General features: G+C 73.4%; 18 protein-coding genes. 5 read left to right on the top strand and 13 right to left on the bottom strand.

Annotation, left to right across the window (positions count from 1 at the left end):
* The first annotated feature begins 339 nt into the window (after window positions 1-339).
* Window positions 340-1,131, top strand: coding sequence for a hypothetical protein (locus tag AB0F01_RS11080; RefSeq protein ID WP_362092700.1), 792 nt, complete (start codon window positions 340-342; stop codon window positions 1,129-1,131).
* A gap of 79 nt (window positions 1,132-1,210) precedes the next feature.
* Window positions 1,211-1,594: a hypothetical protein gene (locus AB0F01_RS11075; RefSeq protein ID WP_362092698.1), complete on the top strand. Its 384-nt coding sequence runs from the start codon at window positions 1,211-1,213 to the stop codon at window positions 1,592-1,594.
* Between the two features lie 95 nt (window positions 1,595-1,689).
* On the opposite strand, the gene der is transcribed toward AB0F01_RS11075, so the two are convergent.
* From der to aroH, 5 genes are all read right to left on the bottom strand, one after another.
* Window positions 1,690-3,180, bottom strand: a complete 1,491-nt coding sequence (gene der / locus AB0F01_RS11070) for a ribosome biogenesis GTPase Der (protein ID WP_362092695.1) — start codon at window positions 3,178-3,180, stop codon at window positions 1,690-1,692.
* Window positions 3,181-3,255: 75 nt separating this feature from the next.
* Window positions 3,256-3,903, bottom strand: a complete 648-nt coding sequence (locus tag AB0F01_RS11065; RefSeq protein ID WP_362092692.1) for a lysophospholipid acyltransferase family protein — start codon at window positions 3,901-3,903, stop codon at window positions 3,256-3,258.
* Complete coding sequence (gene cmk / locus AB0F01_RS11060; RefSeq protein WP_362092689.1) at window positions 3,900-4,586, bottom strand: (d)CMP kinase; 687 nt, start codon at window positions 4,584-4,586, stop codon at window positions 3,900-3,902. The genes AB0F01_RS11065 and cmk overlap by 4 nt, the downstream gene beginning before the upstream one ends.
* Before the next feature lie 113 nt (window positions 4,587-4,699).
* Window positions 4,700-5,785, bottom strand: coding sequence for a prephenate dehydrogenase (locus AB0F01_RS11055; protein ID WP_362092687.1), 1,086 nt, complete (start codon window positions 5,783-5,785; stop codon window positions 4,700-4,702).
* Window positions 5,782-6,144, bottom strand: coding sequence for a chorismate mutase (gene aroH, locus AB0F01_RS11050; RefSeq protein ID WP_362092684.1), 363 nt, complete (start codon window positions 6,142-6,144; stop codon window positions 5,782-5,784). Before aroH ends, AB0F01_RS11055 begins: the two co-directional genes overlap by 4 nt.
* 243 nt (window positions 6,145-6,387) lie before the next feature.
* Here aroH and AB0F01_RS11045 point away from each other — a divergent pair, with 243 nt between their 5' ends.
* On the top strand, window positions 6,388-6,828 hold the full coding sequence (locus tag AB0F01_RS11045; RefSeq protein WP_362092681.1) for a Rieske (2Fe-2S) protein: 441 nt from the start codon (window positions 6,388-6,390) through the stop codon (window positions 6,826-6,828).
* A 22-nt stretch (window positions 6,829-6,850) separates the two neighbouring features.
* Window positions 6,851-7,597, top strand: coding sequence for a nucleotidyltransferase domain-containing protein (locus tag AB0F01_RS11040; protein WP_362092679.1), 747 nt, complete (start codon window positions 6,851-6,853; stop codon window positions 7,595-7,597).
* Between the two features lie 373 nt (window positions 7,598-7,970).
* On the opposite strand, the gene AB0F01_RS11035 is transcribed toward AB0F01_RS11040, so the two are convergent.
* The gene (locus AB0F01_RS11035) at window positions 7,971-10,226 is read right to left on the bottom strand and encodes an ABC transporter permease (protein ID WP_362092676.1); all 2,256 of its coding nucleotides are present in this window, start codon (window positions 10,224-10,226) and stop codon (window positions 7,971-7,973) included.
* Between the two features lie 239 nt (window positions 10,227-10,465).
* On the opposite strand from AB0F01_RS11035, the gene AB0F01_RS11030 reads away from it, so the two are divergent.
* Complete coding sequence (locus AB0F01_RS11030; RefSeq protein WP_362092673.1) at window positions 10,466-11,107, top strand: helix-turn-helix domain-containing protein; 642 nt, start codon at window positions 10,466-10,468, stop codon at window positions 11,105-11,107.
* Window positions 11,108-11,514: 407 nt separating this feature from the next.
* Here the strand turns inward: AB0F01_RS11030 and AB0F01_RS11025 are convergent, their stop codons facing one another.
* From AB0F01_RS11025 to AB0F01_RS10995, 7 genes are all read right to left on the bottom strand, one after another.
* Window positions 11,515-12,552 (bottom strand): pseudouridine synthase, encoded by a 1,038-nt coding sequence (locus AB0F01_RS11025; RefSeq protein ID WP_362092671.1) that lies wholly within the window; start codon window positions 12,550-12,552, stop codon window positions 11,515-11,517.
* Window positions 12,552-13,226, bottom strand: a complete 675-nt coding sequence (gene scpB, locus AB0F01_RS11020; RefSeq protein ID WP_362092668.1) for an SMC-Scp complex subunit ScpB — start codon at window positions 13,224-13,226, stop codon at window positions 12,552-12,554. Before scpB ends, AB0F01_RS11025 begins: the two co-directional genes overlap by 1 nt.
* Window positions 13,223-14,500 carry a segregation/condensation protein A gene (locus tag AB0F01_RS11015; RefSeq protein ID WP_362092665.1) on the bottom strand — a complete coding sequence of 426 codons (1,278 nt, stop codon included), beginning with the start codon at window positions 14,498-14,500 and terminating at the stop codon, window positions 13,223-13,225. Before AB0F01_RS11015 ends, scpB begins: the two co-directional genes overlap by 4 nt.
* Before the next feature lie 72 nt (window positions 14,501-14,572).
* Window positions 14,573-15,139 (bottom strand): hypothetical protein, encoded by a 567-nt coding sequence (locus AB0F01_RS11010; RefSeq protein WP_362092662.1) that lies wholly within the window; start codon window positions 15,137-15,139, stop codon window positions 14,573-14,575.
* The gene (locus tag AB0F01_RS11005) at window positions 15,124-16,251 is read right to left on the bottom strand and encodes a ParA family protein (RefSeq protein WP_362092659.1); all 1,128 of its coding nucleotides are present in this window, start codon (window positions 16,249-16,251) and stop codon (window positions 15,124-15,126) included. Before AB0F01_RS11005 ends, AB0F01_RS11010 begins: the two co-directional genes overlap by 16 nt.
* Before the next feature lie 436 nt (window positions 16,252-16,687).
* Complete coding sequence (gene ald / locus AB0F01_RS11000; protein WP_362092657.1) at window positions 16,688-17,812, bottom strand: alanine dehydrogenase; 1,125 nt, start codon at window positions 17,810-17,812, stop codon at window positions 16,688-16,690.
* Window positions 17,813-17,983: 171 nt separating this feature from the next.
* Window positions 17,984-20,041, bottom strand: a complete 2,058-nt coding sequence (locus tag AB0F01_RS10995) for a tetratricopeptide repeat protein (protein WP_362092654.1) — start codon at window positions 20,039-20,041, stop codon at window positions 17,984-17,986.
* Window positions 20,042-20,077: the final 36 nt, after the last annotated feature.

Raw genomic sequence — 20,077 nt, 5'->3', positions numbered from 1 at the left:
CCGTCCGGGGCAGCACGCGGGGGCGAGGACCGCACGTACCGGCGATTTCCGGCCACCCCGTTTCATTCGCCGATTTCCTGATTTGTCGAGCGTCCTGGGCCCGGTCCGCCGAGCCGCACGGCCCGCACAACAGCGCATCTGCGCTGGGACGTTGGCGATGAAGGAGCCGTTCCGGAAGGGTCCCGGCAAACCCCGCCGGTTGGGTGGATTCGGTTGCTCCCCAGGCGTGACTCCCGCCATGGATCGCCCGTTGTCTTCAGCATGAGCCGGGGACCCGCCCGGACCACGGACCGGGAGCCACCCGGCCCGGTCACGCACCGCATCCCGAGGGAGCCACCCGTGCCGCGCATGCTCGACGTCAGCGACGAGGTACGCGCCGAGATCGGCGACGAAGAAGCCGACCGTCTGCTCACCGGAGAGTCCGCCCAGGGCGGCTACGACTGCACGTCCTGCCGCACTCCCGGCGACCCGGAGCAGGAGCGCACCAGCACTGTCCTGTTCATCGGGGACGAGACCGCCGTCCTCGCCTTCGCCCACGCCACCTGTCTGCCCTCCCAGGTCGTGCAGGTCACCGAGGAGCAGCTGCGCGGCGCCGTGCGGTCCATCTCCGGCGACGCCGCCGCACCCCAGCAGCAGAGCCCGCAGCAGGTCACGCCGGAGCAGGCCGTGCTCGGGGTGACCAGCGGGCTGGTCCTGATCTCCGGCGAACTGCACCCGGCCCTGGTCGTCGAGCCGACGGCTCCCGTCGCCCGGCCCGGCTCCCTCGGTCCCGGGGACGACTTCCTGCCGCTGCTCGTCGAGCAGGGCTTCCAGCAGGTGGCCGACCTGTCGGCCGCTCCGCACGTGCTGCACGGCTGGTCGGTGCTGCTCGCGGTGGGCCAGCTGCACGCCGTGCTCCAGCCGAACCCCAACGGGGGCCAGCCCGTGGCGTGGTGGCAGGCGCACCAGCCGCTCCAGGTCACCGACGGCTGGCGCACGGCCGCCAACAAGCACCAGCAGGTCCTGATGTTCGCCGCCCCGGTGGGCTCGATCGGCCGGCAGCCGCGCGAGGACCTGCTGCGGGACGCGCTGGACAAGGCGGCGGCCAACGGCCGGCTGGTCGCGGCGGCCCTGCCGCTCGCCGGCACCTGAGCGGACCGGTCCCGCACGGACGGGCGGCGAAAGCCGCGGGTGCCCGCATCCCTTGCGGCACCGGGTCGTTTGGAGAGGTGTGCACGCATACGACGCTCCCCGCCGCCCCGCTCTCCCCGCCCCCGTACGCCCGGCGCAGGACTTCCGGAGCGGCCCTTCGGCCACGCCGATCTACGACGCCCTCTACGCCGAGTACGTCAAGTCCTTCCGCTCCCTGCCCGGTGACCGCAGCGGCGAGGAGAAGCTGGGCTTCACCGCCTTCGGGAGCCTCCCGCACGGCCCGTACGGCGGCCAAGGCCCGGCGCACCCGGGCAGCGGCTCGTACAGCGCGGGTGCGCACAGCGCCCGGCAGGGCGGGGGGCAGCAGCCGCAGTGGCAGCGCGTCGGACCGATCGGCCAGTCCGCGGGCGGCATGCGGCACGTCCCCGCGGGGCTCCCCCCGGCCCCCCGCAGAGGCGCGTGACCGCAGCGCGGCCGGTACGCGGCCGCAGCACGGCGAAAGGGGCGGCCCTCCGGGGCCGCCCCTTCGTCACGTCCGCGGGTCCGTCGCCGGACGCCTCACTTCTTCCGGCCGCGCTTCTCGCGCACCCGCACCGAGATGTGGATCGGGGTGCCCTCGAAGCCGAACTCCTCGCGCAGCCGACGCTCGATGAAGCGCCGGTAGCCCGCCTCGATGAAGCCGGAGGCGAACAGCACGAACCGCGGCGGCCGGGTGCCCGCCTGCGTGCCGAACAGGATGCGCGGCTGCTTGCCGCCCCGCACCGGGTGCGGGTGGGCGGCGACCAGCTCGCCGAGGAAGGCGTTGAGCCTGCCCGTCGGCACCCGGGTCTCCCAGCCCGCCAGGGCCGTCTCGATCGCCGGGACCAGCTTCTCCATGTGGCGGCCGGTGCGCGCGGAGACGTTCACCCGGGGCGCCCAGGCGACCTGGCCGAGTTCGGTCTCGATCTCCCGCTCCAGGTAGTAGCGGCGCTCCTCGTCGAGGGTGTCCCACTTGTTGAACGCCAGGACGAGCGCGCGGCCCGCCTCGACGGCCATGGTGACGATCCGCTGGTCCTGCACCGAGATGGAGTCGGCCGCGTCGATGAGGACGACGGCGACCTCCGCCTTCTCGACGGCGGCGGCGGTGCGCAGCGAGGCGTAGTAGTCGGCGCCCTGCTGGAGGTGGACCCGCTTGCGGATGCCCGCGGTGTCGACGAACTTCCAGGTCTTGCCGCCCAGTTCGATCAGCTCGTCGACGGGGTCGCGGGTGGTGCCGGCGATCTCGTTGACGACGACCCGCTCCTCGCCGGCGACCTTGTTCAGCAGCGAGGACTTGCCCACGTTCGGGCGGCCGATCAGGGCGACCCGGCGGGGACCGCCCACGGCGGTGCCGAAGGTCTGCGCGGGCGCCTCCGGCAGCGCCTCGAGGACCTGGTCCAGCATGTCGCCGGTGCCGCGGCCGTGGAGGGCGGACACCGGGTGGGGCTCGCCGAGGCCGAGGGACCACAGGTAGGAGGCGTCGGCCTCGCCGCTCGGGCCGTCGACCTTGTTGGCGCACAGCACGACCGGCTTGCCGGCCTTGCGCAGCAGCCGGACGACGGCCTCGTCGGTGTCGGTGGCGCCGACCTTGGCGTCCACCACGAACACCACCGCGTCGGCGGCCTCGATGGCGTACTCGGCCTGGGCGGCGACGGAGGCGTCGATGCCGAGGACGTCCTGCTCCCAGCCGCCGGTGTCGACGACCTTGAAGCGGCGGCCGGCCCATTCGGCCTCGTAGGTGACGCGGTCCCGGGTGACGCCGGGCTTGTCCTCGACGACCGCCTCGCGGCGGCCGATGATGCGGTTCACCAGGGTCGACTTGCCGACGTTGGGGCGGCCGACGACGGCGAGCACGGGGAGCGGGCCGTGTCCGGCGGCCTCGATGGCGCCCTCGACGTCCTCGAGGTCGAAGCCCTCCTCCGCGGCGAGCTCCATGAACTCCGCGTACTCGGCGTCGCCGAGAGCCCCGTGGTCGTGCTCGGGCGCACCGTCGTGGGCGTCCGAGCCGTCGGGCTGGATGTGGTCGTTCATGAAGTCCGTACCTCGTCGTTCATCGTGGTGGTCGGTGGCCCGCCCGGTCAGGGGCGGTCCACTACTCAGTGTCGCTCAGCGCCCGGTGAGGCGCCGCGCGTTCTCCAGGTGCGCGGTGAGCTGCTTCTGGATGCGTTCGGTGGCCGCGTCCAGGGCCTTGCGGGTGCGCCGTCCGCTGCTGTCGCCCGCCTCGAACGGGTCGCCGAAGACGACGTCGACGCGGGAGCGCAGCGGGGGCAGCGCCTTGACGAGCCGTCCGGCCCGGTCGGAGCTGCCGAGGACGGCCACGGGCACGATGGGTGCCCCGCCGCGGACGGCGAAGTAGGCGAGCCCGGCCCGGATCGCGGCGAAGTCGCCCTCGCCGCGGGTGCCCTCGGGGAATATGCCGAGGGCGCCGCCGTTCTCCAGCACGCTCAGGGCGCGCGAGATGGCGGTGCGGTCGGTGGCGTCCCGGTCCACCTTGAGCTGGCCGATCCCGGTCAGGAAGGGGTCGAGCGGACCGATGAACGCCTCCTTCTTGATCAGGAAGTGCGTGGCCCGGGGCGCGACGCCCATGACCATCGGTCCGTCGAGGTTGTGCGAGTGGTTGACGGCGAAGATCAGCGGGCCGCTCGCGGGCACCCGCCAGGCGCCCAGGACCCGCGGCCGGAACAGCCCGTACATCAGGCCGACGCCGATGCGCCGCCCGACCTCGGCGCCCCGCGCCGATGGGACGTCGGTCACTTCCCCGCCCGCTTCTCCTCGACGAGGGTGACGACGCACTCGACGACCTGCTGCAGGGTCAGCTCGGTGGTGTCCACCTCGACCGCGTCGTCCGCCTTGGCCAGGGGGGAGGTCTTGCGGCTGGAGTCGGCCGCGTCCCGCTTGATCAGGGCCTCCCGGGTGGCCTTGACGTCGGCGCCCTTGAGTTCTCCGCTGCGGCGGGCGGCCCGCGCCTCCGGGGAGGCGGTCAGGAAGATCTTGAGGTCGGCGTCGGGCAGCACGGTGGTGCCGATGTCCCGGCCCTCGACGACGATGCCCGTCACCGCGGCGGCGGCGATCGCGCGCTGCAGTTCGGTGATCCGGGTGCGCACCTCGGGCACCGCGCTGACGGCGCTGACCTTGGCGGTGACGTCCTGCTCGCGGATCGGGCCGGCCACGTCGGTCCCGTCGACCGTGATGGCCGGGGCCTTGGGGTCGGTGCCGGAGACGATCTCGGGCTTGCCCGCGGCGGCGGCGATCGCGGCGGGGTCGTCGGTGTCGATGCCGTTGGTCACCATCCACCAGGTGATCGCCCGGTACTGGGCGCCGGTGTCCAGGTAGCTCAGGCCGAGCTGCGCCGCCACGGCCTTCGACGTGCTCGACTTGCCCGTGCCGGAGGGACCGTCTATCGCGACAATCACGGGGCGGGCGGCGCCGTTTTCCACGGAGGAACACCTTCCTGGTGCGCTGGAGAGGGAGTGCGGGGCGCGAGAGGGCCCCGCACAAGGTTACTGGCTCACCGGATGCCCTCCGACCGGCCCGTCGTCAGCGGGTTCGGTCACTGCCGGATCGCCCAGCCCCGCTCGCGCAGCGCCGCGGTCAGGACGGGGGCGGCCTTGGGCTCCACGAGGAGCTGCACCAGGCCCGCCTGCTGTCCGGTGGCGTGCTCGATGCGGACGTCCTCGATGTTCACGCCGGCCCGGCCGGCGTCGGCGAAGATGCTGGCCAGCTGGCCGGGCTGGTCGTCGATGAGGACCGCGACGACCTCGTAGACGCGCGGCGCCGTGCCGTGCTTGCCGGGGACCCGCACCTGGCCGGCGTTGCCGCGGCGCAGCACGTCCCGGATGCCGGTGACGCCGTCCTGCCGCTTGGCCTCGTCGGCGGACTCCAGGGCGCGCAGGGCCCGCACGGTCTCGTCCAGGTCGCCGGCGAGGTCCGAGAGCAGGTCGGCGACCGGGCCGGGGTTGGCGGAGAGGATGTCGATCCACATGCGGGGGTCGGAGGCGGCGATGCGGGTGACGTCCCGGATGCCCTGCCCGCACAGCCGGACGGCGGCCTCCTCGGCGTTCTCCAGGCGGGCGGCGACCAGGCTGGACACCAGGTGGGGCATGTGGGAGACGAGGGCCACGGCGCGGTCGTGCGCGTCGGCGTCCATCACGACCGGCAGGGCCCGGCAGTGGGAGACCAGTTCCAGGGCGAGGTTCAGCACCTCGGTGTCGGTGTCCCGGGTGGGCGTGAGGACCCACGGGCGGCCCTCGAAGAGGTCGGCGCTGGCCGCGAGCGGGCCGGACTTCTCCCGCCCGGACATGGGGTGGGTGCCGATGTAGGCCGACAGGTCCAGGCCGCGTGCCTCCAGCTCCCGGCGCGGGCCGCCCTTGACGCTGGCGACGTCGGCGTACGCGTCGGCGACACCCCGGCGGATGGCGTCGGTGAGCACGTCGGCCACGTGCGCGGGCGGGGCGGCGACGATCGCCAGGTCGACGACCCCGTCCGGGGGCTGGTCCGTCCCGGCGCCGAGGGCGGCGGCGGTCCGGGCCTGCTCGGGGTCGGGGTCGGACAGGTGCACGGTGATGCCCCGCCGGGTGAGGGCGAGGGCGGCGGACGTGCCGATGAGCCCGGTGCCGATGACGAGTGCGGTTCTCACTGGGCGATGTCCTTGCGCAGGGCGCCGGCGGCACCGAGGTAGACATGGGCGATGCCGGAGCGGGGCAGGTCGGACTCGATGTGGGCGAGGATGCGGACGACGCGCGGCATGGCTCCCTCGATGTCGAGTTCCTGGGCGCAGATCAGCGGGACGTCGACGATGCCCAGCCTGCGGGCCGCCGCCGCCGGGAAGTCGCTGTGCAGGTCGGGCGTGGCCGTGAACCAGATGCTGATCAGGTCGTCCGCGGTCAGACCGTTGCGTTCCAGGAGGGCGGTCAGCAGCGCGCCGACCTGTTCCTCCATGTGTCCGGCTTCGTCCCGTTCCAGCTGGACGGCGCCCCGGACCGCTCGTACCGCCACGACGGTGCTCCTTGCTGACGTGCGTATCGGCTGTTCGGTCGTCCAGCCTAGTCAGGACGCTCGCGCCGGGTGTCCGCCGCCCGCCCGCTGAGACGGACCCGGAAGGACCGCACCTCCGCTTTCGTCCTGATTTGCTTCGCCTTCGGTTGCTTCGGTGGAAAGATGCACAGGGGCGTCCGCCCCCGTCCCGGTGTCCGTGAGGTCCCGGCGCCCGCCCCATTTCCCGGCCCACGGAGGTCCGCCATGACCCGCCACGCGACGCGACGCACGGTTCTCCTCACCGCCGGTGCGGCCGGCGCGACGGCGCTGACGGCCGCCTGCGGCGGCGGGGACGGAGGCGGCGGGGACACCGGCTCCACCACCGACACCGGCACCTCCGGCCCGGACGCCGGCGGCGGCCGGGAGCTGCTGCGGACCGACGACGTTCCGGTGGGCGGGGGGACCGTCCTCGGGGACGAGAAGATCGTGGTGACCCAGCCCGCCGCGGGCGAGTTCAAGGCCTTCTCGGCCATCTGCACCCACCAGAACTGTCTGGTGTCGACGGTGGCCGACGGCACGATCGACTGCCCGTGCCACGGCAGCCGGTTCCGGATCGCCGACGGCTCGGTGGAGCAGGGGCCGGCGACCCGGCCGCTGCCCGAGGAGCGGATCACCGTGGACGGAAAATCGATCCGCAGGGCGTGACGCGTCGGCGTACGCTCCCGGAATGCTTCCCGAGACCCTGGTCCGCGACCACACGATCTACGCCTGCGTCATGGGGTCGCGCGCCTTCGGTCTGGCCACGGAGGACAGCGACACCGACCGCCGGGGCGTGTTCCTGGCGCCCACTCCCCTGTTCTGGCGCTTCGAGAAGCCGCCGACGCACGTCGAGGGCCCGGCCGAGGAGCAGTTCAGCTGGGAGCTGGAGCGCTTCTGCGAGCTGGCGCTGCGCGCCGACCCGAACGTCCTGGAGTGCCTGCACTCCCCGCTCGTGGAGTACGCCGACGCCACCGGCCGCGCCCTGCTGGACCTGCGCGGGGCGTTCCTCTCCCGCCGGGTCCACGGCACGTTCACCCGGTACGCCCACGGTCAGCGCCGCCGGCTGGAGGCTCGCGTCCGCGCGCACGGCGCCCCGCGCCACAAGCCCGCGTTGCACGTGCTGCGTCTGCTGATCAGCGCCCGCGATCTGCTGCGCACGGGCACCCTCACGGTCGACGTGGGCACGCACCGCGAGGCGTTGCTCGCGGTGAAGCGGGGCGAGGTGCCCTGGACCGAGGTGGAGTCCTGGATGACCCGGCTGGAACGGGAGGCCGACGAGGCGGCCCGGCGCAGCCCGCTCCCGGCGGAGCCGGACCACCGACGCGTCGAGGACTTCCTGGTCGAAGCCCGCCGCGCCTCGGCCCTCCGGGCGGACGCCGGCGCCGGTGCCTCCCCGGGCGCCCGGAGCGGTGCGGGAGCCCGGGGCCGCGGGTAGGCCGGACGGTCTCCCTGGGTGTGCTGTCCGGACAGGTTGGTGGCGCGGCCGGCCGGGGTGTGGCGGTCGATGCCGGTGTGGGGTCGGCCCTCAGGCAGGCGCCCGCGGGGCTCGCGAGGGAGTCGGAGTCGCCGGAGGAGCAGGCGGCCCGGCGCAGCGCGCTCACCGGTCCGGCCCGCGCCCGGGGAGCCGGAGGGGCCGGCGCCCCGCCACTCCGCGTGCCCCGCGCACCGGCAGGAGGCGCCCTTCGGACCGGACCGGTGCCCGGCGGGCCGGGGAGAGCGGACCTCCGCCCTCCGCGAGAGCGGGGGCGGAGGTCACGCGTGACGCGCGGGCCGGTGGGACCGGCCCGCGCGTCAGCCCCGGGCGTGCATCACGTCGCCGGGACCGCCCCCCTGCCTCCGCCGAAGGTGAACGCCTCGGCGTCCTCCTCCCCGGAGCCGGAACCGGAACCGGAACCGGAGCCGGAGCCGTCGGCCGGGGCGCCCGGGGTCCCGGACACCGCTCCCGTGTCCGGTGACTTCTTCTCCCGGTGGGCCAGCCACAGGTCCACGGCGAGGTTGAGGGCCAGGCCCACCGCGCCCCAGATGCCGATGGTCAGGAGGTTGCCGCCGATGCCGTGGCCGTCGAAGTAGACCAGCGAGCGCGCGGTGTCGACGGCGGCGGGCAGCGGCAGGACGTCCCGCAGGGACTGGAAGACCTCGGGGACCATGTAGAGGGACAGGCCACCGCCGGACGCGGGGACGCCGGCCAGCATCAGGACCAGCATCACCGGGACGATCGCGGCGAGGCCGAACGTGCGGGTGAAGACACCGGTCACCAGCGAGACGCAGAAGACGGTGAGCGCGCCGAAGCCGATCAGCTCCAGGGCGTGGCCGTTGACGGCTCCGATCAGGACGTCGAAGAGGAACCACAGCCACACGGAGATGCCGAGTGCCCAGCCGGCGAGCTTGACCAGGAAGTGGCGCGTCCGGGTCAGCTCCGGGGCGCCGCCGCGCAGCACCGCCATGATCAGGAACCCGGCCATGATCCAGGACATGCCCACGTACATGCTGTTGCTGCCCATGGTGTCGTCCTGGGTCAGCGGCTTGATGTCGGTCGTCTCCAGCGGGATCTTCTGTCCGGCGGCGACCTGCTGGAACACGGACTGCACGGCCATCTGCTGGCTGTTGCCGGCACCCGAGGCGGTGTAGAGGGCCGCGGGGCCGCCGGGCGAGGCGGGCAGGACGTAGGCGCCGACGATCTCCTGTTCGACGATCTGCTTCCTGGCCTCCTCCACGGAGGTGCCGGTGCGCAGGTCGAGCATCTCGCCGAGCTGCGGCCGCAGACCCTCGGCCACCTGCTCGGCCTGTCCGGCGTCGGCGGCGACCACGACCACGGGCATGTCGCGGATCTCCGGCTTGTGCATCGAGGCGCTCATGGTGCCGACCACACCGATCAGGATGGCCAGTGGGAAGGCCGCGATGGTGAAGCAGCGGAAGCGGAAGGAGCGCATCGGGCCGCCGGACAGCGCGGGCAGCGGCGTGCCGGAGTCGGTGACCGGCGGAGCGGCCGGGATCAGGGTCCCGGAACGGCGTTCCTTCAGCAGCGAGAGCAGGAAGGCACCGACGAGCCAGAAGACCAGCGGCAGGAGGTGACCGCCGATGCCGCGGTTGTCGAAGTACAGCAGGGACCGCAGGGCCTCACCCGCGGCGGGCAGCGGCAGGACGCCGTGCAGCCACTGGAAGAAGCCCGGCATGCTGTGGACGGGCAGCGCCAGGTTGGACGCCGGCATGCCGAGGACGACCCACAGCAGCATGCCGAGCAGGACGGCGAGCGGTCCGGCGAGCTTGGTGAACAGCAGCTGCGTCATGCCGACCGCGCAGACGGTCAGCATGCCGATGCCGAGGAACTGCGGGTAGTGGCCGTCCACGGCCCCCACCACCGGACCGAGGATGGTCCAGATGAGGGTGCTGGTGAGCGCGGCCCATCCGAGGAGGATCGGGACGAACCTGCGCAGCGTCAGCAGGAACGGGACCCCCATCATGGCCACGCTGAGCGGAACGTAGCCCGCCAGCATCATGCCCATGCCCGCGAAGAGGACCGCGGTGCCCGACATGTCGCCGTCGGGGAGCGGAGCGGCCTCCTTCGTGGTGATCTGCCACTGGTTCTCGGCGGCCACCGGGGCCAGCAGCTGCTGGACCGTGCTCGCCCCGGAAGCGCCGCCGGCCGACGCCGTGTGGATGACGGCGGTCCCCTCGCCGTTCGCGGGGACCTCGAAGACCCCGGAGACCTCGCGGTCCTTGAGGAGGCCGAGCGCCTCGTCGGCCGACGCGGCCGTCCGCGGCTCGACGGGACCGCCCGGAAGGGCGTCCAGGGCGGCGACGACCCGCTCCGCCGTCTCACCGGAGCCCACGACGGCCACCGGTATGTCCTTCGGGGCGGGCGCGTGCATGGTTCCGACGTAGGTCGCGTACATCATCGTCACCATCAGGAACGGCATGGCGAAGAGCGCGACGTAGCGGGCGATCCTGGTCCTGCGGTCTTCCTCCCCGGGGCCGGGCCGGCCCGGTATGCCGGGGGCCGCGGGGGATCCGGAGCCGCCGGGCGGGGAACCGCCGGCGGACGGAGCGGTGGTCGAGGGCTCCACGAAGTCTGGACTCCTTGTCGAAGATGAGGGGCGGGCCGCCGGGAGGCCGGCCGGGGAGGGGTGCGGTCCCGTCGGGGACGGCTCCCGGCTCCGGCTGCGGGAAACGAGCCGGAGAACCCAAAAGTAAGTCACTCGACTTACGAACCGGTCACCAATGTAAGTCACCTGACTTACATCGGCACACTTGGGTTACGTTGGCGATCCCGCCACCCACGTCGCGCAGGAGATGACGAGCACCGATGGCCAGATCAGAGGCGACCCGCACCGCGCTGCTGGATGCGGCCGAGCGCCTGTTCGCCGAGTCGGGCATCTACTACGTCTCGGACCGCAAGGTCGCCGAAGCCGCCGGGAACACCAACCACTCGGCCGTGGGCTACTACTTCGGCGGTCGCGAGGGGCTGCTGCGCGCGCTGATCACGCGCCACCTGCGCGCCCTGGAGGAGCCGCGCAGGGCCATGTTCGAGCGCTCCGACTCGCTCCTGGACGATGTGCGCAGCCTCGTGGTGCCGATGACGGACACCCTCGCCGGGCTGCCCCAGCCGACCTGGCGGGCCCGGTTCGTCAGCCAGGCGATGCACCATCCCCTCGCCACCAAGGTGTTCCACGACATGGCGGGAGAGGCACCCACCGCCACCCTGATCGTCCGGTCGGTGGCCGCCCGCCTCGGCCATCTGCCCCGTGACATCGTCCGGGGCCGGGCCGCCCTGATGTCCCATGTCGTCATGTCGGCGTGCGCGGAGATGGAGGAGCGCGGCGAACGCGACGGCGAGCCGCCTCGGTGGCGCGAGGCGGGCGACTTCCTCTCCGACTCCCTCGCCGGAATGCTGACGGCCCCGGTCAGCCGGCGGCCGGAGGCACCCGAGGAGGGCGAAGACGGCTAGGAACGCCGGTCCCGGCAGTGCGGGGCCCCGTCCGGAGCCGGACCGGAACCACGTGGGGGGCGCCGCCGCGGCCGAGGACCGGCGACATGACGGCGACATGACGGCGCCCCGGGAGAGGCCGGCGCCCGCGCGGACGTCCCCACGGGCGCCGGAGCCCTCGTCGCCGTACGGAAGGCCCCGCCGCGACGCGGAGCATCGCGACCGCGGCCGGTTCCCCTCCGGGAAGACGTCCGGGCCGCCCCCGAAGGGACGGCCCGCGGGCCCGGTACGGCCGTGCCACCGTGACGCGCCTGCCGTCGACCGACGGACGTGAGCGCGGGCCGGCCGACGGACGGGAATCGGCCGGGTGGCCGGACGGCCGCGCCGGCCTTCCGGCGGGCCGCCCTGGTGCTCGGTCGGCGCCGGGCCTAGAGGTCGACCTCCTGCATCAGCATCCCGACCTCGGTGTTGGACAGCCGCCGCAGCCAGCCCGACTTCTGGTCGCCCAGGGTGATCGGCCCGAACTCGGTGCGCACCAGCTTGTCGACCGGGAACCCGGCCTCGGCGAGCATGCGCCGCACGATGTGCTTGCGGCCCTCGTGGAGCGTCACCTCGACCAGGTAGTTCTTGCCGGTCTGCTCGACCACCCGGAAGTGGTCCGCCCGCGCGTAACCGTCCTCCAGCTGGATGCCGTCCTTCAGTCGCTTGCCGAGGTCGCGCGGGATCGGGCCGACGATGTGCGCGAGGTAGGTCTTCTTCACGCCGTACCGGGGGTGCGTCAGCCGGTGCGCCAGCTCCCCGTGGTTGGTCAGCAGGATGACGCCCTCGGTCTCGGTGTCCAGCCGTCCGACGTGGAAGAGGCGGGTCTCGCGGTTGGTGACGTAGTCCCCGAGGCACTGCCGGCCCTCGGGGTCCTCCATCGTGGACACCACCCCGGCGGGCTTGTTCAGCGAGAAGAACTGGTAGGACTGCGTGGCGACGGTCAGGCCGTCGACCTTGACCTCGTCCTTCTCCGGGTCGACGCGGCGGCCCTGCTCCAGCACGATCTCGCCGTTGACCTCGACCCTGGCCTGGTCGATCAGCTCCTCGCAGGCCCGCCGCGAGCCGTAGCCCGCCCGCGCCAGCACCTTCTGGAGGCGTTCGCCCTCCTGCTCCGCGCCGGGGAACGTCTTCGGGAGCTTCACCTGCTTCTTCCCGGCGTACCGCTCCCGGTTGCGCTCCTCGATCCGCGTCTCGTACTCCCGGGAGCGGGCGGGGGCGGGCCGGCCGCGCCCCTTCTGCCCGGAGGCGGCGCCGCCGCGCCCCGCCTTGGGGCCCTCCTTGGTGGCGCCGGGTCCCACGTCGTAGCGGCGTTCCTCCGGGCGGGGCTTGCGGGGGCGGCCCTGCCCCTGCTTCTGGTCCCTGTTGTTGCCGGCACCGCGGTGGTTACCGCGTCCGCCGCTGTGTCCGCTGCCGCTGCTTCGCATCACATGTCCGTCGTCGTCGTGTTCGTCGGGGGACCGTCGTCCGCGTCCGGGGCGTCCGGATCGAACGACGGCACGCCTTCCTGGGTCTCGGCCTCGATCGCTTCCGCCTCCGGCAGGAAGGGCGCGAGCTCCGGGAGCTCGTCCAGACCGCGCAGGCCCATCCGCTCCAGGAAGTAGTTCGTCGTCGTGTACAGGATCGCACCTGTTTCGGGTTCCGTGCCCGCCTCCTCGACCAGACCGCGCTGCAGCAGGGTGCGCATCACACCGTCGCAGTTGACGCCCCGGACGGCGGAGACCCGGCTGCGGCTGACCGGCTGGCGGTAGGCGACCACCGCGAGGGTCTCCAGCGCGGCCTGGGTGAGGCGGGCGTGCTGCCCGTCCAGGACGAAGCCCTCGACCGCGGCGGCGTACTCCGGGCGGCTGTAGAAGCGCCAGCCGCCCGCGACCGGGCGCAGCTCGAAACCGCGCCGCTGGGCGGTGTACTCGTCGGCCAGCTCGGCGAGCGCGTCCGCGATCCGGCGCTTCGGGCGCTGCAGTATCTTCGCCAGGTGCTCGACGGTCGCGGGCTCGTCGACGACCATGAGGACGGCCTCCAGGGCCGGCTTGAGGTCGAGGTCGGCGACTCCCGGGGGGTCTGCCGGGCCGCCGGAGGGCCTGTCGGTGTCCTCGCTCACGCCTGCTTCTCCTCCTTCGTCCCCTCCACGGGCTGCTCCGGGGGCCGGTCGAACTCGTCGGTGACGGCAGGGGCGGCGTCCCCGTCCCCTCCGGTCCAGCGCACGGTCAGCTCCCCCAGCGCGCTCTCCTGGTCGAGGGCCACGGCCTTCTCCCGGTACAGCTCCAGCAGGGCCAGGAACCGGGCCACCACGGTGAGGGTGTCGTCGGTGTCCTCGACGAGCGCGCGGAAACTGGCCTCCCCGAGTTCCCTGAGCCGCGCCACCACGATCCCGGCCTGTTCCTGCACGCTGACCAGCGGGGCGTGGATGTGGTCGACGTACACCTGGGGCCGCGGCTTGGGCTGCATCGCCTTCACGGCCAGTTTCGCGAAGCCCTCCGGCCCGATGCTGATGACCACGTCCGGCAGCAGCTCCGCGTGGTGCGGCTCCAGTCCGACGGTACGGGGGTACCGCCGGGCCTCGGCGTCGAGGCGCCCGCTGAAGATCTCGGCGATGCGCTTGTAGGCGCGGTACTGCAGCAGCCGGGCGAACAGCAGGTCCCGGGCCTCCAGCAGGGCGAGGTCCGCCTCGTCCTCCACCTCGGCGGCGGGCAGCAGCCGGGCGGCCTTGAGGTCCAGCAGGGTGGCCGCCACGACGAGGAACTCCGTCGTCTCGTCCAGGTCCCAGTCCGGGCCGAGCGCGCGGATGTACGCCATGAACTCGTCGGTCACCCGGGACAGCGCGACCTCGGTGACGTCCAGCTTGTGCTTGGCGATCAGCTGCAGCAGCAGGTCGAACGGCCCCTCGAAGTTGGCCAGCCGGACGGTGAACCGCCCGTCCCCGGCCTCCTCCCCCTCGCCCGCCCCGGTGCCGTCGTCCTCGTCAGGAGCGTCCTCGCCGGGCTCCGCCGTGGGCCCGCCCGGTCCGCGCCCGGCCCCCGCGGGCTCCGCCCCGGCGCCGACCCGCCCCGGCCCGGCGGGCGCGTCGGCGGGGCGTTCGGGTGCCGTCCGGGTGGCCTCGGCGGCGGGTGCGGCGGGCGCCGGCCCGTCCGTCGCGGGTTCCGCCCCGGGCGCGGCTCCGACGGTCTCCGCCGCCGGACCGGGGTCCGGGTCAGCGCCGGCGTCCACGGGGGCCGGGGCGGGTCCCCCGTCCTCCGGGCGCGGCGTCGGCCCGTCCGGTTGCGGACGCGGCGCGTCGGCGGGGCCGGGCTCCGCTCCTTCCGGGCCCCGCCCCAGTGCGCGGCGGCGCCGGGGCCGGTCGCGGGGGGCGGGGGCGGGAAGGTCGTTCGAGGTCATGGCCTCCGCAGGCTACAGGCAGGGGGTCTGACACGTGAGGCCGCGACGCCGCGCTCAGGTGTCGGACACCTCCTAGCGTCCCCGCAGGCGTCGTACGAGGATGCTGGCGTCCCCGCGGGTCTCCAGGTCGGCGAGGACCACGGCGACCGCCTCGCGGACGATGCGGCCCCGGTCGACGGCCAGGCCGTGCTCGCCCCGCAGCACCAGGCGGGCGTGCTCCAGGTCCATGAGTTCCTCGGCCGACACGTAGACCGTGATCTTCTCGTCGTGGCGTTCCCGGCCGCTGGGCCGGCGGGCCGCGGTCCTGCCCCGCTTGCGTGGCGGAGCGGCGGCGGCGTCCTGGGCGGGCGCCCGGCGGGTGACGCCCGCGGGGCCGGTGGCCGTACGGCTGCGGGACTCCCCCGCCTCGGCCGGCTGCGCGCCGGCGGCCGTGTGTTCGGCTCCCTCGCCGTCCCCGCCCTGGGCGGGCACGGACGGGGGCGCGTCCTCGGCGGACGCGGCCGGGTCGCCCTCCCCCGCCGGAGCGGGGACCCGGGCGTCACCGCCTGCCGGGCGCCTGGGCGTGGACGCCTGGAGCGCCGTTCCCCCTGTCGTGCGGAAGAGTTCGTCGGCCCCGGGCAGACTCACTCGGCGTGACACCGGGCGAGCACCTCCCTGGCGAGCTGGCGGTAGGCGGCGGCACCCACGGAGTTGGACGCGTACGTGGTGATCGGCTCACCGGCGACCGTGGTCTCCGGGAAGCGGACCGTGCGCCCGATGACCGTGTGGTAGACGTGGTCGTCGAACGCCTCGACCACCCGTGCGAGCACCTCACGGCTGTGCACGGTGCGCGAGTCGTACATGGTGGCGAGGATCCCGTCGAGTTCCAGGTCCGGGTTGAGCCGCTCCTGGACCTTCTCGATGGTCTCGGTCAGCAGCGCCACACCGCGCAGGGCGAAGAACTCGCACTCCAGCGGCACGATCACCTTGTGCGCGGCGGTCAGCGCGTTGACCGTGAGCAGGCCGAGGGAGGGCTGGCAGTCGATGACGATGTAGTCGTAGTCGTCCAACAGCGGCTTCAGCGCCCGCTGCAGCGTGGACTCGCGCGCGACCTCGCTGACCAACTGCACCTCGGCGGCCGAGAGGTCGATGTTGCTGGGCAGCAGGTCCATGTTGGGGACCGCGGTCTTCAGCAGCACCTCGTCGGCCGCCATGCCCCGCTCCATGAGCAGGTTGTAGACGGTGAGGTCGAGTTCCATCGGGTTGACGCCGAGACCGACCGACAGCGCGCCCTGCGGGTCGAAGTCGACGAGCAGCACCCGGCGTCCGTACTCCGCCAGCGCGGCACCCAGATTGATGGTCGACGTGGTCTTGCCGACGCCGCCCTTCTGGTTGCACATCGCGATGATCTTCGCGGGACCGTGGTCGGTCAGCGGGCCCGGGATCGGGAAGTAGGGCAGCGGGCGGCCGGTCGGCCCGATGCGCTCGCGGCGCTGGCGCGCCGCGTCGGGCGCGAGGGTGGCCGCGTACTCGGGATCGGGCTCGTATTCGGCGTCCGGGTCGTAGAAGTGCCCCTCGGGCAGTTCGTCGTAGTCGGCGAACTGGTTGTGGGACGCGCCACTTCCGTCGCCGGCCATGGCGTTCACGTGATGGCCATCCATGCTCTGGTGTGCAGTGAGAGTCGTCTGCTGACTCTGGTGGGCTGCGAAGGTGCGCACAGCGACGGAGCCGACAGCAGCGAACCCCGCGGGACCCCGGCCCCCTGCGGGCATTCCTGGTTGACCACCCCCGGGAGTAAATGTCGACTCATTCACAAGTCGTCTTACCTCCTTGGTGACCAGGAAACTTCTAGACAGGTCAGCGTGGCACCATGCCGACGGTTGGCGACTCTATGGCGTGTCGGGCGTCCACAGCAACACAATCCGCCGGACCCGGCCCGATGTGTCGGCAATGAAACATCCCTCTGTCAAGGGCGTACGGCCGTCGCACGGCAGGTTTCACCGGTGTGCGAATCGGTTGAAGCGTTACGTTCGAGGCGAGTTGTCCGGGTGCCGCGACGTGACCATACCCACATCCGGCCGCACCTCGTCGGACAAGGTGCGGCCGGATGCACGGTGTTGACGTCGTGTCGACGTCGCGAATTGATCTGTCTCCTTTGACAGCAGGTGACTTGGTCGACTTGGCGTCCCGCGAAACCGGGCCGCGGGGTCAGACCAGCAGCGAGGCGAGCTCCACGTGGTCCATGCCGTGCGCCTCGGCGACCTCGCGGTAGACCACCTCGCCGTCATGGGTGTTGAGGCCGCGGGCGAGGGCGGGGTCCCGGCGCAGGGCCTCCGTCCAGCCGTGGTCGGCGAGTTCGACGACGTACGGCAGCGTCGCGTTGGTGAGCGCGTAGGTCGACGTGTTGGGTACCGCGCCGGGCATGTTGGCGACGCAGTAGAAGACCGAGTCGTGGACCCGGAAGGTCGGTTCGGCGTGGGTCGTCGGACGGGAGTCCTCGAAGCAGCCGCCCTGGTCGATCGCGATGTCGACAAGGACACTTCCGGGCTTCATGCGCGCGACCAGCTCGTTGGAGACCAGGGTCGGAGCCTTCGCGCCGGGGATCAGCACCGCGCCGATCACGAGGTCGGCGTCCAGGCAGGCCTTCTCCAGCTCGTAGGCGTTGGAGACGACGGTCTGCACCCGGGTGCCGAAGACCTTGTCGGCCTCCTTGAGCTTGTTGATGTCCTTGTCCAGCAGGGTGACCTGGAAGCCCATGCCGATGGCGATCTGGGCCGCGTTCCAGCCGGAGACGCCGCCGCCGATGACCACCGCCCGGCCGGCCGGCACGCCGGGGACGCCGCCGGGCAGCACACCCCGGCCGCCGTTGGCCCGCATCAGGTGGTAGGCGCCCACCTGGGCGGACAGCCGGCCCGCCACCTCGGACATGGGCGCCAGCAACGGCAGGGCACGGTTCGCCAGCTCGACCGTCTCGTAGGCGATGGCGGTCGTGCCGGACTCCAGGAGGGCGTCCGTGCACTCCTTGGACGCCGCCAGGTGCAGGTAGGTGAAGAGGCTCTGGCCGCGGCGCATCCGGTGGTACTCCTCGGCGACCGGCTCCTTGACCTTCAACAGCAGGTCGGCGGTGGCCCACACCTCGTCGGCCGTGTCGAGTATCAGCCCGCCGACGGCGGCGTACTCCTCGTCCGGGATCGAGGAACCGGCACCGGCGCCGCGCTCGACGACGACCTGGTGGCCGTGGCGCACCAGTTCGTGCACACCTGCGGGGGTGATGGCCACCCGGAACTCGTTGTTCTTGACCTCGCGGGGGATGCCGACCTTCACGTCGATCACGGTCCTCGGTTCAGAAGGGAAGGGGGAACGGGCGTCACTGATACACATACCCGGGCACTGAGGGCACACCGGGAGGACCGCGGAGAAGGTGCGGCCACGCCAGTTTAATGAAGGTTTTCTCGCTGTCCAGCCTTCTTTTGCATCAAACTTTGACGCAACTGCTGCGCTTTCTTAGGTTCCGGCCGGGTGTTCCAGGGCCGGGTCTTCCGGGGCCGAACGTTCCGGGGCCGCGTCCTCCTGCGGAGCCTCATCTCCCAGCATCCGCTCCGCCACGCCCCGGTGCACGGTGGCGGACGCCGGGTCGCCGAGGCGTTCGAGGGTGTCGGCGAGCCGGAGGTGCAGCGCGGCCTGGAGCCGGGTGTCCTGGGCCCGCCGGGCCCACTCGACGGCCTCCCGGCAGGTGCGCAGCGAGTCCTCCGGGCGCCCCGCGTACTCCTGCACCCGGGCCAGTTCGCTCAGGGACCGCGCCTGGGCGGCCGGGTCGCCGTTCTTGCGGTGGCCGGCGACCGCCGCCCGCCAGTTCCGCTGGGCCTCGCCGTACCGCCCGGCGTAGGTGTGGGCGGCGCCGATCCGGCCGTACAGGCGGGCGGCCTCGGCGCGCTCGTCGCGCGCGAGCCGCTCGGTCAGGGCGCGGCCGAACCAGTCGCCGGCCCGGTCGTAGTCGCCCAGTTCCAGGTGGGCACCGCCCACGGACTCCATCGCCCGGCAGACCGCGTACGGGTCGCGGGCCGCGCGGCCGGCGTCCAGGGCCGCCCGGTAGCGCGCCAGGGCGTCGGCCGTGCGGCCGGTGCGGGCGTCCAGGTCGCCGAGGTTGAGCAGGGCCGCCGCCTTCTCGCGGGGCAGGTGACGGCGTTCCGCCACGTCCAGGACCAGACCGTGGATGCCGTACAGGTCGCTCGCGACGGCGTGGGTGCCGAAGTGCGCGACCATGGCGCGCACCAGCTGGGACATCAGCCGCCGGGCCAGGGTGTCCAGCTCCCCGTCGGCGACCGCCAGCCGGGCCGAGGCCAGCAGCGCGGGCCGGCTGAGCCGCAGCCAGTCGGCGGCGGCCCGGGGGTGGGGGAAGCGCAGGGAGCGCGGCATGCCGAGCAGCTTCTCGCGGGCCAGGGCGCTGTCGGTCTCGGTGATGGCCCGGCACGACTGGAGCAGCCGCACGGTGCGCTCCAGCATGCGGGCGCGGGCGAGTTGGAGCTCTGCGGGCCGCTCGTGGACCTCCGCGAGCCCGCGCAGCAGCGGGTGCAGACAGCCCGGCACCTCGTACTGGGGCAACGGCGAGTCCGCCCGGTGCAGCAGGCCGAGCGAGACGAAGTCGTCCAGGGTGGTGCGGGCGCTGCTCACCGAGCAGCCGGCGAGCGCGGAGGCGGTGTGGGGGTCGACGAGGCCGGCCGGGGCGAGGCTCAGCAGGCGCAGGGTCCGCGCGGCGGGCCCGGGCAGCGCGGCGTGCACCAGGTGCACGGCGCGGCCGATGGGGGTGCCCTCGTCGGTCCCGGTGTGCAGTTGCTTGGCGAGGTCGGCGACGGCGGCCTTGGGCCGGGCGGCGAGCCAGCCGCCCGCGACCACCAGGGCGGCCGGCTGGCCCTGGCACTGCTCGGCGAGGTCCTCCGCCGCGCGGGGGTCGACGGTGACCCGCACCGAGCCGGCGGCCCGGGAGAGGAGTTCCACGGCGGACTTGGTGTCGAGCCCGCCGAGGGTGCAGGGGCGCACGTCACTGATCCCGGTGAGCGGGCCCTCGGAGACGGCCACGACCAGGCAGTCGGGGCTGTCCGGCAGCAGGGCGTCGACCTGCTCGGCGTCCACGGCGTCGTCCAGCAGGAGCACGGCGCGGCGACCGGTGAGGGCGGTGCGCAGGGTTTCGCTCAGCTCGTCCTCGGCGGCCCCGGCGGGGGCGGGCACGTCCAGGGCGTCGAGGAGTTCGCGTGCCGCGCGCTCCACGGGCACGCGGCTGCCGTCGGGCTCGCTCAGCCGGGTGCGCAGCACCCCGTCGGGGTAGCGGTCGGCGATCCGGCGCACCAGTTCCCCGGCGAGCGTGGTCCGGCCGGAGCCCGGACGGCCGGCGATGAGCAGCACACGGGCGCGGGGGGCCTTGCGGCCGGAGAGGGTGTCGAGTCCGGCGCGCTCGATGTCGGCGCACAGTTCCTTCAGTTCGCGGACTCGGCCGAGGAACCGGTCCGGCACGGCAGCATCCCCGGTGACCCGCACACCGTCCGTGTCCACCGCCTGATCCGTCACGGGCCACACTCCCGTCCCACCGCACGCGCAGGCCCG

It is taken from the genome of Streptomyces sp. NPDC029526, assembly GCF_040637405.1.
Lineage (GTDB): Bacteria > Actinomycetota > Actinomycetes > Streptomycetales > Streptomycetaceae > Streptomyces.
Note: the sequence above shows the minus strand (reverse complement) of the source record. Positions and strands in the feature narration are given on the sequence as shown.